Source organism: Streptomyces sp. NPDC002265 (genome assembly GCF_040296125.1).
Taxonomy (GTDB): Bacteria; Actinomycetota; Actinomycetes; order Streptomycetales; family Streptomycetaceae; genus Streptomyces.
Window position 1 is genome coordinate 1 of sequence record NZ_JBEOWS010000214.1, and the last position, 16841, is coordinate 16841.

The window sequence follows — 16841 nt, forward strand, 5'->3', positions numbered from 1 at the left end:
GGGGGGGGGCCGGGGGGGGGGGGGGGGGGGGTGGGGGGGCCCCGTAGCGGGGGGTTTTGAACCCGTGGGTTCCTCCCGCCCCTGGAGAACGGTGTGCCGGATGGCGGTGGGTCAGGCGACGATCAGGTAGATCCCGTAGCCCACCGCGGCCGTGCAGGCCGCGAAGCACGCGTACGCGCCCGTCACCGCGAGTGCGGCGGAGCCGCCCTGCGCGGAGGCCCGCTCCTGGCGGGAGAGGCCCATGATGCCGAGGGTGAACAGGGCCACGAGGGCCACGGTGACCACGAGGCTGACGCCGAACACGGAGCCCAGGGCTGCCCAGTCGATGTTCATGGTGAGGCTTCCTTACTTACCGGGTGCGCGGGGCTCAGACGGCGGCGGCCGGCGGGGCGACCGGGTCGGCGGTGGCGGCCGGGGCGGGGATCGTGGCCGTGAGGGTCTCGGTCACCGTGCCGGCGGGGGGCGGGGTCACCGCGGCGATCGCCGTGGTCACGACGCCGGCCGGCTCGTGGGTGTCGTTGACGTTGCTGCTGTCGACGACCTCGCGGCGGGAGATCTTCCAGATCGCGGCGCTGGAGGCGACGAGGAAGACGGCGACGACCGCCGTGCCCCAGTCACCCAGGTCCGTCACGGACTCGGCGAGCGCGCCGACCAGGGCGGCGGCCGGCAGGGTCAGGCCCCAGGCGACGAACATGCGGGTCGCGGTGGACCAGCGCACCACACCGCCCTTGCGGCCCAGGCCCGCGCCCATCACGGAGCCGGAGACCGAGTGGGTGGTGGAGAGGGAGAAGCCGAGGTGGGAGGAGGCCAGGATGACCGTCGCGGCGCTGGTCTGGGCGGCGAAGCCCTGCTGCGGCTGGAGCTCGGTCAGGCCCTTGCCCATGGTGCGGATGATGCGCCAGCCGCCCAGGTAGGTGCCGAGCGCGATGGCCAGACCGGCGGAGAGGATGACCCAGACCGGCGGGTCGGAGTCGGGCGCGACGGCGCCGCCGGCGACCAGGGCGAGGGTGATGATGCCCATCGTCTTCTGCGCGTCGTTGGTGCCGTGGGCCAGCGAGACCAGGCCGGCCGAGGCGATCTGGCCGGTGCGGAAGCCCTTCGCGGCGGCCTTGCCGTCGGCCTTCTTGCCCAGCTGGTAGGAGAACCGGGTGGCGAGCATCGCGGCGACGCCGGCGACGATCGGGGCCGCGACGGCCGGGATCAGCACCTTGGTGACGAGCGCGTCGCCGTGGACGGCGCCGGTGCCCGCCGAGGCGATGGTGGCGCCGATCAGGCCGCCCATGAGGGCGTGCGAGGAGCTGGAGGGCAGACCCACCAGCCAGGTCAGCAGGTTCCAGAGGATCGCGCCGACCAGTGCGGCGAAGATGACCTCGGGGCGGATGCCGGTCTCGTCGACGAGACCCTTGGAGATCGTGTTGGCGACCTCCACGGAGAGGAAGGCGCCCACGAGGTTGAGGGTGGCCGACATGGCCACCGCAACCTTGGGCTTGAGTGCACCGGTCGAGATGGTCGTGGCCATCGCGTTGGCGGTGTCGTGAAAACCGTTCGTGAAATCGAACGCAAGTGCGGTTACCACCACAATCGCGAGGATCAGCGAGAAGTTTTCCATTTACCCAGGCAATCGTTCGAGGTCATTGGTGCGATGAACGTAAGTAACCTGGGTGAACGGAAGGTGAACTGAGACGGGCTTTGTGGTGTCACGAACAGGAGAGTGATATTCCACATAGTGCTACCGATGCGTACCCCGCATGACCGGTCACCCCAGGTGAGCGCCCTGGAATCGCGACCCGTCGGACTGTCGGTCGTGATTCCGGATTCAGGCAGGCCGTCAGTGCCGTCGTATGCAGACGAGCCTGAAATGGATACGCTGCGTGATCAGCGGCCCGTCGTCGGCGCGCCTGGCAGGATCGCGGCATGAGTGAGCGACGGCACAGCGGACAGGGTGACCGGGCCGCCCGGTACATACAGGGCACGGAAGGCGGCCGGGACGAGGCGCGGGCCTGGGACGCGCTGGTCGCGACCGCCCGCCGCAGCGTGGCCGACGGACTCGTCGTCGGCACCTCGGGCAATGTCTCCGTCCGGGTCGGGGACACCGTGCTGGTCACGCCGTCCGGCGTGCCGTACGACCGGCTGACGCCGGACGACATCACCGGGGTCGACCTTTCGGGCCGGCAGGTGCTCGGCAGTCTCGTCCCGACCAGCGAGCTGCCCATGCACCTCGCCGTCTACCGGGCCGGCGACGCCCGGGCCGTGGTGCACACCCACGCCGTGCACGCCACGGCCGTCTCCACGCTCGTCCCCGAGCTCCCGACGATCCACTACATGACCGCGGCCCTCGGCGGCCCCGTCCGGGTCGCCCCCTACGCGCCCTACGGCACCGAGCAGCTGGCCGAAAACGTTCGCCTGGCCCTGGTGGACCGCACCGGCTGTCTCCTCCAGAACCACGGCACCCTCACCCACGGCGCCACCCTCGACCAGGCCTACGACCGCACGGCGCAGCTGGAGTGGATGTGCCGGCTGTGGCTGACCGCGTCCTCGGTGCCGGGACTGACGCCGCATCTGCTGACGGCCGGCCAGGTGGCGGAGGCGGGGGAGCGGCTGCGGGGGTACGGGCAGCGAGCGTGACGGTACCGGCGGGCCGCCCGGCGTACGGGCGGCGGGTGTGGCGGTGCCGGCGGGCCGCCCGGCGTACGCGCGGTGCGTACGGCTCGCACGCGCGGCGTGCGGGTTTCCAGGGCGTGCCTCCGGCCCCGTTCCGGCACGTCACCCCTTCCCCGTCTCCCGCTGGCCGGTCGCCCGCACCGCCCCGACACTGAACGGGTGCACCCTGTCAAAGCGACGGCCGCCGCCGTCACCGCAGTGGTAGGGGCCGGTGCCGCCGCGGTGGCCGCCGGCCGGCTCGCGAGCGACGTCGCCCTCAGGGCGCCGGCCGGCCGGCCCCTGCCCACCGAACCCAGGCTCACCGTGCACGGCACCGCCGCCGGACGGATCACCCTCACCAGGGACCTGGCCTCGCTGCGCCCCGGCATCTACGGCCTCGCGGGCGACGGCTCCCACGCCGTCGTCGGGCCCGTCGTCGAGGCCGCCGCGCTGTCGGCCGACACCGTCGTGCGCCGCCTGGAGCGCGTCACCCACGGCACCCTGAGCCAGGGCGACAAGGTGTGGCTCACCCCGAACGTGTACGTCGGCAACCCGGACGCCGCGCTCGGCCTGGAGTACGCCGACGTCGACATCCCCGGCGAGCTCGGCCCGCTGCCCGCGTGGTTCGTCCCCGGCGCCCGCGACACCTGGGTGATCGCGGTCCACGGCCTCGGCACCACCCGGGAACTCGCCCTGAACGTGATGGAGTTCCTGCACCGCCATCGCTTCTCGGTGCTGGCCCTCTCCTACCGCGGCGACCTCGGCGCGCCCCGCCCGCAGGACGGCCTGAACCACCTCGGCGAGAGCGAGTGGCGCGACCTGGACGCCGCGATGCGCTACGCCGTGCGCTACGGCGCCGAGCGCCTCGTCCTGTACGGCTGGTCCACCGGGGCCACCATGGCGCTGCGCGCCGCCGCCCACTCGGGGCTGCGCGAGCGCGCCGTGGGGCTCGTCCTGGACTCCCCGGTGCTCAGCTGGGAGACCACCCTGCGCGCGCTGGCCGCGGCCCGCGGCACTCCGGGGGCGCTGCTGCCGCTGGCCGTGCGTGCCGCCCAGGGCCGCACCGGGATGAACAGCCGCAGCGACGACGAACCCGCCGACCCCGGCCTGCTCCGGATCCCGGCGCTGATCTTCCACGGCCCCGAGGACACATTGGCCCCCTGGGCCCTCTCCCGTGGCCTCGCCCGGCGCCGGCCCGACCTGGTCACCCTCCAGGCCGTCCCGGGCGCCCCGCACGGAGCCATGTGGAACGCCGACCCGGCGGCCTACGAGGAGGCCCTGCGGCGCTTCCTGGTCCCTCTGATGTGAGGGTTCCGGTCCTGCTGATGCGGGCCGTTCCGTCCCTACTGACGTGACCGTCCGGGTCCTGCCGATCGTGACCGCTCCGGTCGTCCCGATCAGGGTCGTTCCGGCCTTCCCGACGTGACCGGTCCGGCCCTGCCGATCGTGACCGTCCCGGTCCTCCCGATCGTGATCGCCTCGGTCCCCCCGGTCGTGATCGCTCCGGTCCTCCTGATCGGGGTCGCTCCGGACCCCTGACGTGGCGGTCCCGGTTCGCCCGCCGGGACCGGGGCGCGCGCCGGTGCCGGACCGGCCGACCTGCTTCCGTTTAAAGCCGTACCAGTGGCCTGATCACTCCCGTCGACCCCCCTCGCGGACGTGTGCGTTGGCCAGTCCCGTAGCCCGCCGTGACATTCCGTTTGGGTTTTCGGACGGTCAACCGGAAGACTGCACCCGTGACGTCCCGTATCCCGCGCGACTCCAGGCTTCGACTCGTCCGCCCCCGACCCCTGGCCGCCGCCCCCAGAGCCGTGAACCAGCGGCGCCCGCGCCGCCCCGCACCCCGACCTCCGGAGGGCACACCGGCCCCCGCGGAGCTGGCCAGAATGGCTCGCTCCGGTCTGGCCCCGGCAGCCCGCGTCGCCCGCTGGGCCGACGCCGCCCTCGGCCCCGGCCGCGACGGCGCGGCCGTCGACGGAAAGGCCACCCTCGCCGACGCGACCGCCGATCGGGCGGCCCTGGAACTCGGCCTGACCGCGACCGAGGTCCGTGCCGACTGGGACACCGCCCGTCTGGCGGGCCTCATCGAGGTGCACGGCGACAGCGCCCGCCCCGGCTGGCGGCTGCGGGCCTGGGACCGCGACGACAGCGCTGTCCTGCGCGGCTGGGTCGCCCTCTTCGACGCGTGGTCGCTGGCGTCCCCGGAACCCGCGGACCACGAGCCCGCGGCCGTCGCCGAGGTCGTCTCGGCGATGCCGCAGGTGCTCTCCTTCCTCCAGCTGTCCGCCGGGCCCGTGCCCGTGGCCCAGCTCCTCGACCTGCTCGCCCAGCGGGTCACCGAGCTGCGCACCGAACGCTGCGAGATCCCCTACGGCCCCCAGGCCGTGCCCAGCGCCGCCGCCGTCCCCGCGGGGGCCGCCGTGGCCGTCGTGCCCTCCGCAGACGCCGACCCGGCGGAGCCCGCGCAGGAGGCCGAACTCGCCCCGCTGCTCGACTGGTCCCTGCACGCCCTCGCCTCGGTGGGCGCCCTCACCTGCGGCGCCGGCCAGGCCACGCTCACCCCGCTGGGCAGCTGGGCGGTCTGGGTCAAGCTGGAGCAGATCTGCGTCGCCGCGCAGAGCCCCGCCGGGAACATCGAACAGGCCGCCGAGGGAATGCTGCGCGGCTGCGCCCAGCTGCGCCCCAACGCGGCCCGCGCCGAGTACCGCGCCTGGCTCGCCGCCCGCCCCGTCGGCCGCGCCGTCACCGACCTGCTGGCCGCCGCCCGCGGCGAGGACGCCCTGCTGCGCGGCCTGGCCTTCGAGGCGCTGCGGGTCGTCGGCGCCCCCGCCGAGCACGACGTCCGCTCGGTCGTGGACGAGCCGGCCCTGCGGCCGTACGCCCTGCTCTGGCTCGCCGAGCACGACGGCGTCGACCCCGAGGACGCGCACGAGGTGCTCACCCGGCAGGAGGCCACCTGGCTGTGGGTCGACACCGCGGCCGCCGTCGCCGACCACGGCGAGGCCCCGATGCTGGTCCGGCATCTGGAGTCCGCGGTACAGCCCACCGTCCCGCAACTGCTCGACGAGGTACGCGCCGTGGGCCACCCGCGCACCGTGCAGGTCCTGGTCGCGCTCGCCGCCGCCCACCCGGACCCGGCCCTGGCCAAGGCCGTCCGCCGGGCGGCCTTCCAGGTGCACACCGGAGGGAACTGACCGGGACCGCGGCGAACCCGTCGCGGCGAGCCGGCCGGAGGCCAGGGTTCCGGTCTCCGGCCGGCTGCCCGCTCCGGTGCGCGGACCCCGGCCGTCGGACCACGCCGGGCCCGGTCGGGCTCGCGCGCGGGCCGCGGATCGGGCCGGTGCGCGAGCCGCGCGCGGGCCGCAGGTCAGGCCGGCAGCTCGGGGGCGTACGTGCCGAAGCTCCAGATGTTGCCCTCGAGGTCCCGGGCCATGTAGTCCCGCGAACCGTAGTCCTGGTCCGTCGGGGGCATCAGGATCTCCGCGCCGTGCTCCACGGCCCGCCGGTGGTGGGCGTCGACGTCGTCCACCAGGACGTACACCCCCGCCGGACCCGCGGCCTTCATCGCCGTGTCGAAGACGCCGCCGCGGCCCTTCGAACCCAGCATCACCGCGCCGTTGCCCTGCACCAGCTCGGCGTGCATCACCGTGCCGCCCTCGCCCTCGTACACCGACAGCTCCAGGAACCCGAAGGCCTCCGTGAGCTGTCTGATCGCCGCCTTGGCGTCCGCGTACAGCAGTGTCGGACAGATGCCCGGGCGCCCACCGCTCGTCCCCGTCATACCGGCCTCTCCCTCGTCGTCGCCGCCGGAAATCAACCTGCCGCCCAGTCTCGCAGCGACCACTGACAGCCGGGTGTGCGGAACGTCACGACGCGCCGCCGCCCCGCCCGCGGCCCCCTGTACGCCCTGGTGGACGACGGCGCCGTGCGCCCGGTCCGCCGTCCGGGCGCAGAAAAGTGGTTGCACGGCCCCGTTAGACTGACGTCATGGCCATTCTCCTCGCGCATTAGACGGCGGGAACGTCCTCAGCCGCCCGCCCGCCAACCTTCCTGCCCTGGAGCCTGTCCGTGATCTCCGCCTCCGGTATCGAGCTGCGCGCCGGTGCCCGCATCCTCATCGAGTCCGCCACCTTCCGCATCACCAAGGGCGACCGTATCGGCCTGGTCGGCCGCAACGGCGCGGGCAAGACGACGCTCACCAAGGTCCTCGCGGGCGAGGGCATCCCCGCCGCGGGCAACATCGCCCGCTCCGGCGAGGTCGGCTATCTGCCGCAGGACCCGCGCACCGGCGATCTGGACGTGCTGGCCCGCGACCGCGTCCTCTCGGCACGCGGCCTGGACGTCCTGCTGCGCAAGATGCGCGAGAACGAGCAGCGCATCGCCAACGGCAGCGGCGCGACCCGCGAGAAGGCCCTGCGCCAGTACGAGCGCCAGGAGACGGAGTTCCTCACCAAGGGCGGGTACGCCGCCGAGGCCGAGGCCGCCACCATCGCCGCCGCGCTCAATCTGCCCGACCGGGTGCTGGGGCAGCCGCTGCACACCCTCTCCGGCGGTCAGCGCCGCCGTATCGAGCTGGCCCGGATCCTGTTCTCGGACGCGGACACCCTGCTGCTCGACGAGCCGACCAACCACCTCGACGCCGACTCGATCGTCTGGCTGCGCGACTACCTGAAGACCTACCGCGGCGGCTTCATCGTGATCTCCCACGACGTCGACCTCGTCGAGACGGTCGTCAACAAGGTCTTCTACCTGGACGCCAACCGCGCCCAGATCGACGTCTACAACATGGGCTGGAAGCTCTACCAGCAGCAGCGCGAGGCCGACGAGAAGCGCCGCAAGCGCGAGCGGCAGAACGCCGAGAAGAAGGCCGCCGCCCTGAACGCGCAGGCCGACAAGATGCGCGCCAAGGCCACCAAGACCGTCGCCGCGCAGAACATGGCCAAGCGGGCCGACAAGCTCCTGTCGGGCCTGGAGGCCGTGCGCCAGCAGGACAAGGTCGCCAAGCTGCGCTTCCCCGAGCCCGCGCCCTGCGGCCGGACCCCGCTCATGGCGGAGAGCCTGTCGAAGTCGTACGGCTCTCTGGAGATCTTCACGGACGTCGACCTGGCCATCGACAAGGGTTCCCGCGTGGTGATCCTGGGTCTGAACGGCGCCGGCAAGACGACCCTGCTCAGGCTGCTGGGCGGCGTCGAGACCCCCGACACCGGCCAGGTCGTCCCGGGCCACGGCCTCAAGCTCGGCTACTACGCCCAGGAGCACGAGACCCTCGACCCGGAGCGCACCGTCCTGGAGAACATGCGCTCCGCCGCCCCCGACCTCGACCTCGTCGAGGTGCGCAAGACGCTCGGCAGCTTCCTCTTCTCCGGCGACGACGTCGACAAGCCGGCCGGGGTCCTCTCCGGCGGCGAGAAGACCCGGCTCGCCCTGGCCACCCTCGTGGTGTCCTCGGCGAACGTGCTGCTGCTCGACGAGCCGACCAACAACCTCGACCCGGCCAGCCGTGAGGAGATCCTGGGCGCGCTGCGCACCTACAAGGGCGCGGTCGTCCTGGTCACGCACGACGAGGGCGCGGTGGAGGCGCTCCAGCCGGAGCGGATCATCCTGCTGCCCGACGGTGTCGAGGACCTGTGGGGCTCCGACTACGCGGATCTCGTCGCCCTCGCTTGATCGAATGTCTGATCCACGGCGTATGGATCATTCGGCCGATCCGTGATCCATCATCTGTGTGAGATCTCCTCGTATCGAGGTGTGTCCTACATCCATTTCACGGCCGATCCCTTTGTCGACAAGGGATCGGCCGTTGTGCGTCCCTGACCTGGCACTTCGTGAAACAACCCGTTCGGGTGCATGAATGCGACCGGATGGAATCAGGGATTCCGTATGTGGGGACGCGCTCCTGTCGTCACAAGCCTGTCGTACGGACCTTGCCGAATGGGTGGCCATCGGGCCCGGGAGGGGTGATCATGAGGAGACCAGAGCGCACTTCCCATGAGGAGGCACGGGTGGCCGAGACTCTGAAGAAGGGCAGCCGGGTGACCGGCGCCGCGCGCGACAAGCTCGCGGCAGACCTGAAGAAGAAGTACGACTCCGGTGCGAGCATCCGGGCGCTGGCCGAGGAGACCGGCCGCTCGTATGGCTTCGTACACCGGATGCTCAGTGAGTCGGGCGTCACGCTCCGTGGGCGTGGTGGGGCGACGCGGGGCAAGAAGACCGCTACGTCCTGACCCGGGCGGCTCACCGGCTTCGATGGTGGCCACCCGGTCGTTCGCCTGATCGACCGGGTGGTTACTGTGCAGTCACTTAGCTGACCGCTGACTGACCGCACTCATCGGAGGCGTCCCATGGCTTCGCCCGACCAGGAACTCGTCCCCCTGCTCGACAAGGACGGCGTACGGCTCACCGTCGACGACGCGCTCGCCACGGTGACGCTGACCAACCCGGCCAAACGCAACGCGCAGAGCCCCGCGATGTGGCGTGCGCTCGCCGAGGCCGGACAGCTGCTGCCGGGCTCCGTCCGTGTCGTCGTGCTGCGCGGTGAGGGCAAGTCCTTCTCCGCCGGTCTCGACCGGCAGATGTTCACGCCGGAGGGGATCGAGGGCGAGCCGTCCTTCATCGATCTCGCACGCGGTGACGACGCCGAACTCGACGCCGCCATCGCCGGGTTCCAGGAGGGCTTCACCTGGTGGCGGCGCAACGACATCGTGTCGATCGCCGCCGTGCAGGGCCACGCCATCGGGGCGGGCTTCCAGCTCGCGCTCGCCTGCGACGTGCGCGTCGTCGCCGACGACGTGCAGTTCGCCATGCGCGAGACCGCGCTGGGCCTGGTGCCGGACCTGACCGGCACCCATCCGCTGGTGTCCCTGGTCGGATACGGCCGTGCGGTCGAGATCTGCCTGACCGGCCGGTTCGTGACGGCCGAGGAGGCGGTGAGCTCCGGGCTCGCCAACCTGTCGGTGCCGGTGGCCGACCTCGACGCCGCGGTGGCGGATCTGGCCGCGGCGCTCGTCGCCGCGCCCCGGGACGCCGTGATCGAGACCAAGACCCTGCTGCGCGGGGCCGTCGACCGTACGTACGACGAGCAGCGCGCCGCGGAGCGCGCCGCCCAGGCCCGGCGGCTGCGCGACCTGGCCGGCCTCGGCGAGTGAACCCCGGCTGACCGCGGTCGGCCGGGCGAACTCCGGCCGGTCCATGGTCAGTCGAGCGGACCCCGGCTGACCCACGGCCGGTCGAGCCGACCCGAGCCGACCCACGATCGGGCGGGCGGACCTCAGCCGACGACGGTCACCAGCACCGTCACCGTGGGGTGATCCGGCAGCGCCTGGCCCACCGCCGTGCGGACCGCGCGGGCCACGTCCAGGGCCCGGTGGTCCGCCCGCACCGCGATCTCCACCCGGGCGTGGCGCCGCGGCAGCGCGCCCTCGTGCGGCGTTTCCGCGCTCCGCGCCGAGAGCTGCACCGGCGACCGGCCGCCGAGCGCACCGGTCAGCCGCTCCACCCCCGCGACACCGCTCGCGGCCGCGGCGGCCCGCTCCTCGTCGGGCGTCGCGGCGCGGCCGGCCGCGGGCGGCTCCGGCAGAGGTACGGGGGAGGGCTCGGGTTCCTCCTCCAACAGGCCCGTCACCCGCAGGTCGACCTCGGCGACCGCCAGGCCGAGACGCTCGGCCGCCGCGCCCAGCGTCGCCCGTACGAGGGACGCCGTGGCAGGCAGCGGCCCGCTCAGCGTGGTCGCGAAGTCCGCCGTGACCCGCAGCGGTCCGGGCGGTACCGCCCCGGGCGGCGGCGGCACGACGGGCTCGGCCGACTCCCCCGGATCCGCCAGGGAGATCCCCAGCGCACCCGGGTACACACCCGGCACGCTCTGCGCCGCGCGCCGGAGCGGCGCCTCGGCCGCCCGCTGAGTGATCCACGCGCCGTCACCCGGGCCGCCCAGCGGCAGCAGCCTGCCCAGGCTCAGCTGATCCCGTACCGCCCGCCCGATCCGATCCGCCGTCATTGCTCCAGCCTGCCGCATCACCAGGGCGGCGGTGGGCAAGCGCACGTACCGTGGGGGAAGGACGAGGACCGGAAGGACGTGCGGCGATGACCGACATGACCCAGCAGAACCGGACGCAGGGCCCCGAGAGCGCGGCCGAGCCGTCGGTCCAGACCCGCAAGACCACCAGACGCGGCGGCGGGGACCCGGCGACCCGGGGACGCACCACCATCGCCGACGGGGTCGTGGAGAAGATCGCCGGGATGGCCGCCCGGGACGTCCTCGGCGTGCACGCCATGGGCGGCGGTCTCAGCCGCACCTTCGGCGCCGTACGGGACCGGGTGCCCGGCGGGTCGAAGTCCGTGACCCGCGGGGTCAAGGCCGAGGTCGGCGAGGTGCAGACCGCCCTCGACCTGGAGATCGTCGTCGACTACGGCGTCTCGATCGGCGATGTCGCCAAGGCCGTACGGGAGAACGTCGTCGCGGCGGTGGAGCGGATGACCGGCCTCGAGGTCGTCGAGGTCAACATCGCCGTGAGCGACGTGAAACTGCCCGAGGAAGCGGACGACGAGCCGGAGCCCCGGATCCAGTGAGCCGGGGCCGTGAGCTGAGGAGCGCCGCATGAACATGGCCGTGGTCGGCATGATCGCCGGGATGGCGCTGGGCTTCGCCGGGTACTTCGGCGGGTTCGGCGCGTTCCTGCTGGTGGCGGCGCTGGGCGCCATCGGGTTCGTCGTCGGCCGGTTCCTGGAGGGGGACCTGGAGCTCGGCGACTTCTTCCGTCAGCGTGACGACCGGCGACGGTGACGTCGGTGAGCGAAGGGACCGCCGGGAGCGGCGCGGGCCCGGCCGTCGTCCCGCCGGGCGAGCGCGGCGCGACCCGGATCGCCGACCGGGTGGTGTCGAAGACGGCCGCGCAGGCGGCCCGCGAGGCCGTCGGACCACTGCCCGCGGCCGCCGCGCCGCCCCAGGCCACCGTCGTCGTCCACCACGACACCGCCCGTGTCCGCATCCACCTCGAACTCGGCTATCCGGGTGATGTCGCCGCCCGCTGTCGCGAGGTGCGTCGTCATGTGGTCGAGCGGGTAGGCGCGTTGGTGGGAATGGAGGTGCCGGAGGTCGCCGTGCACGTGGAACGGCTGCACCTGACCCCGGCACACGACGTGGCACAGGGGAGGACGCGATGAGCGAGCCTCAGGGCTCGGAAGGCACCACACGACGACTTCCGGTCATCGAGAAGGACACCCGCGGCGATCCCGGCGACCCCGGCAGCGGACCCAGCCGGTCCGCCCCGGTGGTCCCCGGCCCGCCGCCGTCGGCCGACGGCACGGGCCACCGCTTCTGGTCGGCGCGCCGGATCCCGGCGGCCGTCGTCGCCGTCCTCGTGGTGGCCGGCGCGGGCTTCTTCCTCTACGACATCGCCGCCGTGCGCGCCGGCCGGCCCGGCATGCACTGGCGCCGGGCCCTGGCCGGAGAGCTCGCCCGGCGGCCGCTGGACGACACCTGGGTGCTGGTCGGCGCGGGCGTCACCGCGCTGCTCGGCCTCTGGCTGCTGGTCCTGGCCCTCACGCCCGGCCTGCGGGCGGTCCTGCCGATGCGGCAGGACCGCCCCGACGTCCGCGCCGGACTGCACCGGGACGCGGCCGCGCTGGTCCTGCGCGACCGGGCCATGGAGGTCGCGGGAGTGCAGTCGGTACGCGTACGGGCCCACCGCCGGCGGGCCGACGTGCGCGCTGTCTCGCACTTCCGCCCGCTGGACGAGGTCCGCGCGGACCTCGACACGGTGCTCGCCCAGGCGGTCGGCGGCCTGGGACTCGTCCGGCCGCCCGCGCTGTCGGTGCGGGTACGGCGACCGGGCCGGAAGGGGTGAGCGCGGTGCTCAGGACCGTCAACCGGGTGCTGATCGGCCTCGTCGGCCTCGTCCTGGTGCTCCTCGGCGGCTCGGTGCTCGCCGTCGGTCTGGGCGCCGTGCCGCCCTCCTGGTGGATCCACCACGGTCCGCACGAAGTGCTGCTCGGCGCCGCCGAACGGACCCGCTGGCGGGACGCCGGCTGGTGGTGGCCGGCGGTCCTGGCGGCCCTCGCCGCCCTGGTCCTGCTGGCCCTGTGGTGGCTGGTCGCCGTCCTGCGCCGCCGCCGGCTCGCCGAGGTCGTCGTCGACACCGGCGACGGCGAGGAGGCGCTGCTGCGGGGGCGGGCCCTGGAGGGGGTGCTGGCCGACGAGTCCGGGAACATGGACGGGGTCCAGCAGGCCCACGTCCAGCTGACCGGGCGGCGCGGCGCCCCCGCGGTCCGGGTACGCCTGCTGCTGGAGCCGCACGTCGACCCGGGCACCGTCCTGCACCAGCTCACCGGCCAGGCCCTGACCCACGCGCGGGACTCCGCCCGCCTCGCGGCCCTGCCCGCCGAGGTGCGCCTGCGCGCGGCCCGACACCGCGCCGCGCGGGTGAACTGAGCCCCGGGGCGAGCTCCCGCGTCCACGGGCGCGCCCGCCCCGCCAGCGCGCCCGCGCCCCGGGTACACGCGGCAGCCCCGGTGAACCGACGAACGCGGCAGCGTGGGTGAACCGGGTGTCCGCGCCCGCATGCGCGCCCCGGCGTACGTCGTAACCGTCCGCGCTCCCCGCGTGCGCCGTAGCCGTCCGCGCGGTCGCGGACACCGTCGGCCGCGCGGACGGTCACGGCCTCTCACGGCCGACTGTGCGGGGGTCAGAACCCGTGCCGCATCCCGCCGTCGACCGGCAGCATGAGCCCGGTCAGGTAGGACGCGGCCGGCGACAGCAGGAACGCCGCCACCCGCCCGAACTCCTCCGGCGTGCCGTACCGCCGCAGGGGGATACGGGCCTCGTTCGCCGCCCGGGTCGCCTCCGGGTCCGCCGAGTAGCCGTCCAGCTCGCGCACCCGGTCGGTGTCGATGCGCGACGGCAGCAGTCCGACCACCCGGATGCCGCGCGGTCCCAGCTCGTCGGAGAGGGACTTGGCGAACCCGGCCAGCCCCGGCCGCAGCCCGTTCGAGATGGTCAGCGCCGGGATCGGCTCGTGCACCGAGCCGGACAGCACGAACCCGATGACACCGCCGGACTCCAGCTCCGCGGCCGCCGTCCGGGCGAGCCGCACCGCGCCCAGGAACACCGACTCGAACGCCGTACGCCACTGGTCGTCGGTGTTGTCGGCGACGAAGCCGGGCGGCGGGCCGCCGACGCTGACGAGGATGCCGTCGAAGCCGCCGAAGTGCTCGCGCGCGGCGGCGATCAGCCGCGCGGGGGCGTCCGCCTCGGCGTTGTCGACGGCCACCCCGACGGCGTTCGGGCCCAGCTCGGCCGCCGCGTCCGCGACCCGCTTCTCGTCCCGTCCGGTGACGACCACCTTCGCGCCGTCGGCCACCAGTTCGCGCGCGGCGGCGTTGCCCAGTCCGCGGGTGGCGCCGGTGACGACGTACACCCGGTCCTTCAGTCCAAGATCCATGGCCCCTATCCTGCCCCGCCGTGCCCGGACAGGGCGAGGGCGGTGTTCACCAGGCCGATGTGGCTGAACGCCTGCGGGAAGTTGCCGAGTTGACGGCCGGCCACCGGGTCGTACTCCTCGGCCAGCAGTCCCACGTCGTTGGTGAGGCCCAGCAGCCGTTCGAAGAGCGCGCGGGCCTCCTCGGTGCGGCCCGTCATGTGCAGCGCGTCCGCGAGCCAGAACGAGCAGGCCAGGAAGGCGCCCTCGTCGCCGGGCAGGCCGTCGACCTGGGTGTCCCCGGTGTCGTAGCGGCGGACGAAGCCGCCGTGGCCCAGCTCCGCGCGGACCGCGTCCACCGTGCCGATCACCCGTGGGTCGTCCGGGGGAAGGAATCCGACGCGCGGGATGAGCAGCAGCGCGGCGTCGAGTTCGCGTGAGCCGTAGTACTGGGTGAAGGTGTTGCGCTCGGGGTCGTAGCCCTTCTCGCACACCTCCCGGTGCACCTCGTCGCGCAGCGCGCGCCAGCCGTCCGGCTCGCCGGGCAGCTCCGGGTGCTCCTCCAGCGTGCGCACCGCCCGGTCGGCGGCCACCCACACCATCACCTTCGAGTGCACGAACTGACGGCGGCCGCCGCGCACCTCCCACAGCCCCTCGTCCGGCTGCCGCCACGCCGACTCCAGGAAGCTCAGCAGGGCGCCCTGCATGGCCCACATGTGCGGCTTGGCCGACAGCCCCGAGGACCGGGCCAGGTACAGCGAGTCCATGACCTCGCCGTAGACGTCCAGCTGGAGCTGGGTCACGGCGTCGTTGCCGGCCCGCACCGGTGCCGAGCCGTTGTACCCGGCGAGCCAGGGCAGTTCCGTCTCCGGCAGCCGGCGCTCGCCGGCCAGGCCGTACATGATCTGGAGGTCCGCCGGGTTGCCCGCGACCGCGCGCAGCAGCCAGTCCCGCCAGGCGGCGGCCTCCTTGTGGTAACCCGCCGACAGCAGGGCGCCCAGGGTGAGGGTGGAGTCGCGCAGCCAGCAGAAGCGGTAGTCCCAGTTGCGTACCCCGCCCATCTCCTCCGGCAGCGAGGTGGTGGCCGCGGCGACGATGCCGCCGGTGGGCGCGTAGCTGAGGGCCTTGAGGGTGATCAGGGAGCGTACGACGGCGTCCCGGTAGGGGCCGGCGTAGGTGCAGTGGGCCGCCCAGCTGCGCCAGTCGGCGACACTGCTGCTCAGCGCCTCGTAGGGGTCGACCAGCGGCGGCCGCGCCTCGTGCGAGGGGTGCCAGGTGAGGACGAACGCGACCCGTTCGCCGGCGCGGACGGTGAACTCCGAGTGCGTGCCGAAGTCCTCGCCCCAGGTGCGCACCGCGGGCTCGCTGCGCAGCCAGACCGAGTCCGGGCCGGCCACGGCGATCCGGTGGCCGTCGGAGCGGCGCATCCACGGGACGATCGAGCCGTAGTCGAAGCGCAGCCGCAGCGTGCTGCGCATGGTGACCCGCCCGCTGACCCCTTCCACGATGCGTACGACGTCGGGGGCGTGCTCGCGCTGGGGCATCAGGTCGGTGACCCGGACCGTGCCGTCGGCGGTGTCCCACTCGGTGTCGAGGACGAGGGTGTCAGGCCGGTAGGCACGCCGTGTGCAGGGGCCCTGGACGCCCTTGGGAGCGATCCGCCAGTGACCGTTGTCCTCGTCGCCGAGCAGTCTGGCGAAACAGGCCGCCGAGTCGAAGCGGGGGACGCACAGCCAGTCGACGGAGCCGTCCCTGCCGACCAGGGCCGCGGTCTGTTCGTCGCCGATGAGGGCGTAGTCCTCGATAGGGGGGTGCACGGGTTTCCGGATTCCCGGTGGGCCGACCGGGCAATCAGCGGATACGGCCGGACGGGTGAGGGCGGCCGTACACCGTCGGGCCGGGTGGGTGAGGGCGGCCGTACGCCGTCTCGGGCCGGACGGGTGAGGGCGGCCCTACACCGTCGCCGGTTCGGCCTCGGCCGCCGTCCCGGCCGCCGAGGCCTCCGCCCGGTCGCGGCGCTCGCGCCGGACCAGGACCCACCAGCCGACCGGGACGCCCGCCGCGAACAGCCACCACTGGATCATGTAGGCGTAGTTCAGCGGCGCGTCCTCCTTGCCCGGGTCGGAGATCTGCTGCGGAGTGCCGTCCTTCGCCTCGGGCGCCGTCTGCTGGATGTAGCCGCCCAGCACCCCGGCACCGAGCCGCCGGGCCTGCTCCGCACTGTTGATCAGCATGATCTGGCGGTCCGGCAGGCCCTTGATGTCCTTGATGCCGCTGGCCGCGGTCGTCTCGTCCGGCATCAGCCGCCCGGTGACCGTGGTCCGGCCCGCGGGCGGTGCGGGGATCTTCGGGAAGGCGGTCTGCGCCCCGTTCGCGGGGATCCAGCCCCGGTTGACCAGCAGCACCCGGCCGTCCGCGAGGACGAACGGGGTGAGGACATGGAAGCCGACCTCGTCGTCGGAGTTGACGCGGCGCCTGACGACGACCTCGCGGGAGGTGTCGAAGGTGCCCGTCGCGGTGACGGTGCGGTACCGCTCGGCACTGGTCACGCTGTGCCCGGGAGAGGTCAGCCGCTCGACCGGCACCGGCTCGGCGGTCAGCGCGTCGGAGACCAGCTGGTTGCGGGCGCTGCGCATCTCGTACCGGTGCATCTGCCAGATGCCCAGCTCGATCATCGTCGGGATGAGCGCGATGGCGACGAGGGTGACGATCACCCACTGCCGGGACAACAGGAAGCGGTACACCCATTGACCGTACCCCGTACGTTTCGGCCCGCTACGGGAGGGTCCC

At 73.6% G+C, this 16841-nt stretch carries 18 protein-coding genes; 11 read left to right on the forward strand and 7 right to left on the reverse strand.

The window, feature by feature from the left end:
• Positions 1-111: 111 nt before the first annotated feature.
• Both ABT085_RS30200 and ABT085_RS30205 read right to left on the reverse strand, forming a co-directional pair.
• Positions 112-333, reverse strand: coding sequence for a hypothetical protein (locus ABT085_RS30200; RefSeq protein WP_351614815.1), 222 nt, complete (start codon positions 331-333; stop codon positions 112-114).
• Positions 334-367: 34 nt separating this feature from the next.
• Positions 368-1609 carry an inorganic phosphate transporter gene (locus tag ABT085_RS30205; RefSeq protein ID WP_351614818.1) on the reverse strand — a complete coding sequence of 414 codons (1242 nt, stop codon included), beginning with the start codon at positions 1607-1609 and terminating at the stop codon, positions 368-370.
• Between the two features lie 305 nt (positions 1610-1914).
• Between ABT085_RS30205 and ABT085_RS30210 the strand changes: the two genes are divergently transcribed.
• The 3 genes from ABT085_RS30210 (at position 1915) to ABT085_RS30220 (ending at position 5834) form a co-directional block, all read left to right on the forward strand.
• Positions 1915-2625: a class II aldolase/adducin family protein gene (locus ABT085_RS30210; protein ID WP_351614821.1), complete on the forward strand. Its 711-nt coding sequence runs from the start codon at positions 1915-1917 to the stop codon at positions 2623-2625.
• Positions 2626-2820: 195 nt separating this feature from the next.
• Positions 2821-3948, forward strand: a complete 1128-nt coding sequence (locus ABT085_RS30215) for an alpha/beta hydrolase (RefSeq protein ID WP_351614824.1) — start codon at positions 2821-2823, stop codon at positions 3946-3948.
• A 428-nt stretch (positions 3949-4376) separates the two neighbouring features.
• On the forward strand, positions 4377-5834 hold the full coding sequence (locus ABT085_RS30220) for a hypothetical protein (protein ID WP_351614826.1): 1458 nt from the start codon (positions 4377-4379) through the stop codon (positions 5832-5834).
• Between the two features lie 173 nt (positions 5835-6007).
• Here the strand turns inward: ABT085_RS30220 and ABT085_RS30225 are convergent, their stop codons facing one another.
• Positions 6008-6421 carry a VOC family protein gene (locus ABT085_RS30225; RefSeq protein WP_351614829.1) on the reverse strand — a complete coding sequence of 138 codons (414 nt, stop codon included), beginning with the start codon at positions 6419-6421 and terminating at the stop codon, positions 6008-6010.
• Between the two features lie 287 nt (positions 6422-6708).
• Here ABT085_RS30225 and ABT085_RS30230 point away from each other — a divergent pair, with 287 nt between their 5' ends.
• The 3 genes from ABT085_RS30230 to ABT085_RS30240 all read left to right on the forward strand — a co-directional run bounded on the left by ABT085_RS30230 (position 6709) and on the right by ABT085_RS30240 (position 9785).
• Entirely contained in the window at positions 6709-8307 is a 1599-nt protein-coding gene (locus tag ABT085_RS30230) for an ABC-F family ATP-binding cassette domain-containing protein (RefSeq protein WP_351614832.1), read from the forward strand.
• Positions 8308-8642: 335 nt separating this feature from the next.
• The gene (locus ABT085_RS30235; protein WP_351614835.1) at positions 8643-8864 is read left to right on the forward strand and encodes a helix-turn-helix domain-containing protein; all 222 of its coding nucleotides are present in this window, start codon (positions 8643-8645) and stop codon (positions 8862-8864) included.
• A 117-nt stretch (positions 8865-8981) separates the two neighbouring features.
• Positions 8982-9785, forward strand: coding sequence for an enoyl-CoA hydratase/isomerase family protein (locus ABT085_RS30240; RefSeq protein ID WP_351614837.1), 804 nt, complete (start codon positions 8982-8984; stop codon positions 9783-9785).
• Between the two features lie 122 nt (positions 9786-9907).
• Here ABT085_RS30240 and ABT085_RS30245 read toward each other — a convergent pair whose 3' ends face one another.
• Positions 9908-10633: a nucleopolyhedrovirus P10 family protein gene (locus tag ABT085_RS30245; protein WP_351614839.1), complete on the reverse strand. Its 726-nt coding sequence runs from the start codon at positions 10631-10633 to the stop codon at positions 9908-9910.
• An 86-nt stretch (positions 10634-10719) separates the two neighbouring features.
• Between ABT085_RS30245 and ABT085_RS30250 the strand changes: the two genes are divergently transcribed.
• From ABT085_RS30250 to amaP, 5 genes are read left to right on the forward strand one after another with little or no spacing between them, the layout of a single operon-like run.
• Positions 10720-11205, forward strand: coding sequence for an Asp23/Gls24 family envelope stress response protein (locus ABT085_RS30250; RefSeq protein WP_351614841.1), 486 nt, complete (start codon positions 10720-10722; stop codon positions 11203-11205).
• Between the two features lie 28 nt (positions 11206-11233).
• Positions 11234-11419, forward strand: a complete 186-nt coding sequence (locus tag ABT085_RS30255) for a hypothetical protein (RefSeq protein ID WP_152894271.1) — start codon at positions 11234-11236, stop codon at positions 11417-11419.
• A complete protein-coding gene (locus ABT085_RS30260; RefSeq protein WP_351614844.1) occupies positions 11416-11799 on the forward strand; it encodes an Asp23/Gls24 family envelope stress response protein in 384 nt (127 codons plus the stop codon). The genes ABT085_RS30255 and ABT085_RS30260 overlap by 4 nt, the downstream gene beginning before the upstream one ends.
• Positions 11796-12482, forward strand: a complete 687-nt coding sequence (locus ABT085_RS30265) for a DUF6286 domain-containing protein (protein ID WP_351614846.1) — start codon at positions 11796-11798, stop codon at positions 12480-12482. The genes ABT085_RS30260 and ABT085_RS30265 overlap by 4 nt, the downstream gene beginning before the upstream one ends.
• Complete coding sequence (gene amaP / locus ABT085_RS30270; RefSeq protein ID WP_351614849.1) at positions 12479-13066, forward strand: alkaline shock response membrane anchor protein AmaP; 588 nt, start codon at positions 12479-12481, stop codon at positions 13064-13066. Before ABT085_RS30265 ends, amaP begins: the two co-directional genes overlap by 4 nt.
• A gap of 253 nt (positions 13067-13319) precedes the next feature.
• On the opposite strand, the gene ABT085_RS30275 is transcribed toward amaP, so the two are convergent.
• The 3 genes from ABT085_RS30275 to ABT085_RS30285 form a co-directional block, all read right to left on the reverse strand.
• Positions 13320-14075 carry an SDR family oxidoreductase gene (locus ABT085_RS30275; RefSeq protein WP_351614851.1) on the reverse strand — a complete coding sequence of 252 codons (756 nt, stop codon included), beginning with the start codon at positions 14073-14075 and terminating at the stop codon, positions 13320-13322.
• 5 nt (positions 14076-14080) lie between these two features.
• Positions 14081-15868: a glycoside hydrolase family 15 protein gene (locus tag ABT085_RS30280; RefSeq protein ID WP_351614854.1), complete on the reverse strand. Its 1788-nt coding sequence runs from the start codon at positions 15866-15868 to the stop codon at positions 14081-14083.
• Between the two features lie 135 nt (positions 15869-16003).
• Entirely contained in the window at positions 16004-16795 is a 792-nt protein-coding gene (locus ABT085_RS30285; RefSeq protein WP_351614857.1) for an SURF1 family cytochrome oxidase biogenesis protein, read from the reverse strand.
• Between the last annotated feature and the right edge of the window lie 46 nt (positions 16796-16841).

What these genes read in the sequence shown, in the direction of transcription:
- ABT085_RS30200 (WP_351614815.1), bottom strand. Translation starts at nt 333, where the DNA reads ATGAACATCGACTGGGCAGCCCTGGGCTCCGTGTTCGGCGTCAGCCTC.
- ABT085_RS30205 (WP_351614818.1), bottom strand. Translation starts at nt 1,609, where the DNA reads ATGGAAAACTTCTCGCTGATCCTCGCGATTGTGGTGGTAACCGCACTT.
- ABT085_RS30210 (WP_351614821.1), top strand. Translation starts at nt 1,915, where the DNA reads ATGAGTGAGCGACGGCACAGCGGACAGGGTGACCGGGCCGCCCGGTAC.
- ABT085_RS30225 (WP_351614829.1), bottom strand. Translation starts at nt 6,421, where the DNA reads ATGACGGGGACGAGCGGTGGGCGCCCGGGCATCTGTCCGACACTGCTG.
- ABT085_RS30240 (WP_351614837.1), top strand. Translation starts at nt 8,982, where the DNA reads ATGGCTTCGCCCGACCAGGAACTCGTCCCCCTGCTCGACAAGGACGGC.
- ABT085_RS30245 (WP_351614839.1), bottom strand. Translation starts at nt 10,633, where the DNA reads ATGACGGCGGATCGGATCGGGCGGGCGGTACGGGATCAGCTGAGCCTG.
- ABT085_RS30250 (WP_351614841.1), top strand. Translation starts at nt 10,720, where the DNA reads ATGACCGACATGACCCAGCAGAACCGGACGCAGGGCCCCGAGAGCGCG.
- ABT085_RS30255 (WP_152894271.1), top strand. Translation starts at nt 11,234, where the DNA reads ATGAACATGGCCGTGGTCGGCATGATCGCCGGGATGGCGCTGGGCTTC.
- ABT085_RS30265 (WP_351614846.1), top strand. Translation starts at nt 11,796, where the DNA reads ATGAGCGAGCCTCAGGGCTCGGAAGGCACCACACGACGACTTCCGGTC.
- ABT085_RS30275 (WP_351614851.1), bottom strand. Translation starts at nt 14,075, where the DNA reads ATGGATCTTGGACTGAAGGACCGGGTGTACGTCGTCACCGGCGCCACC.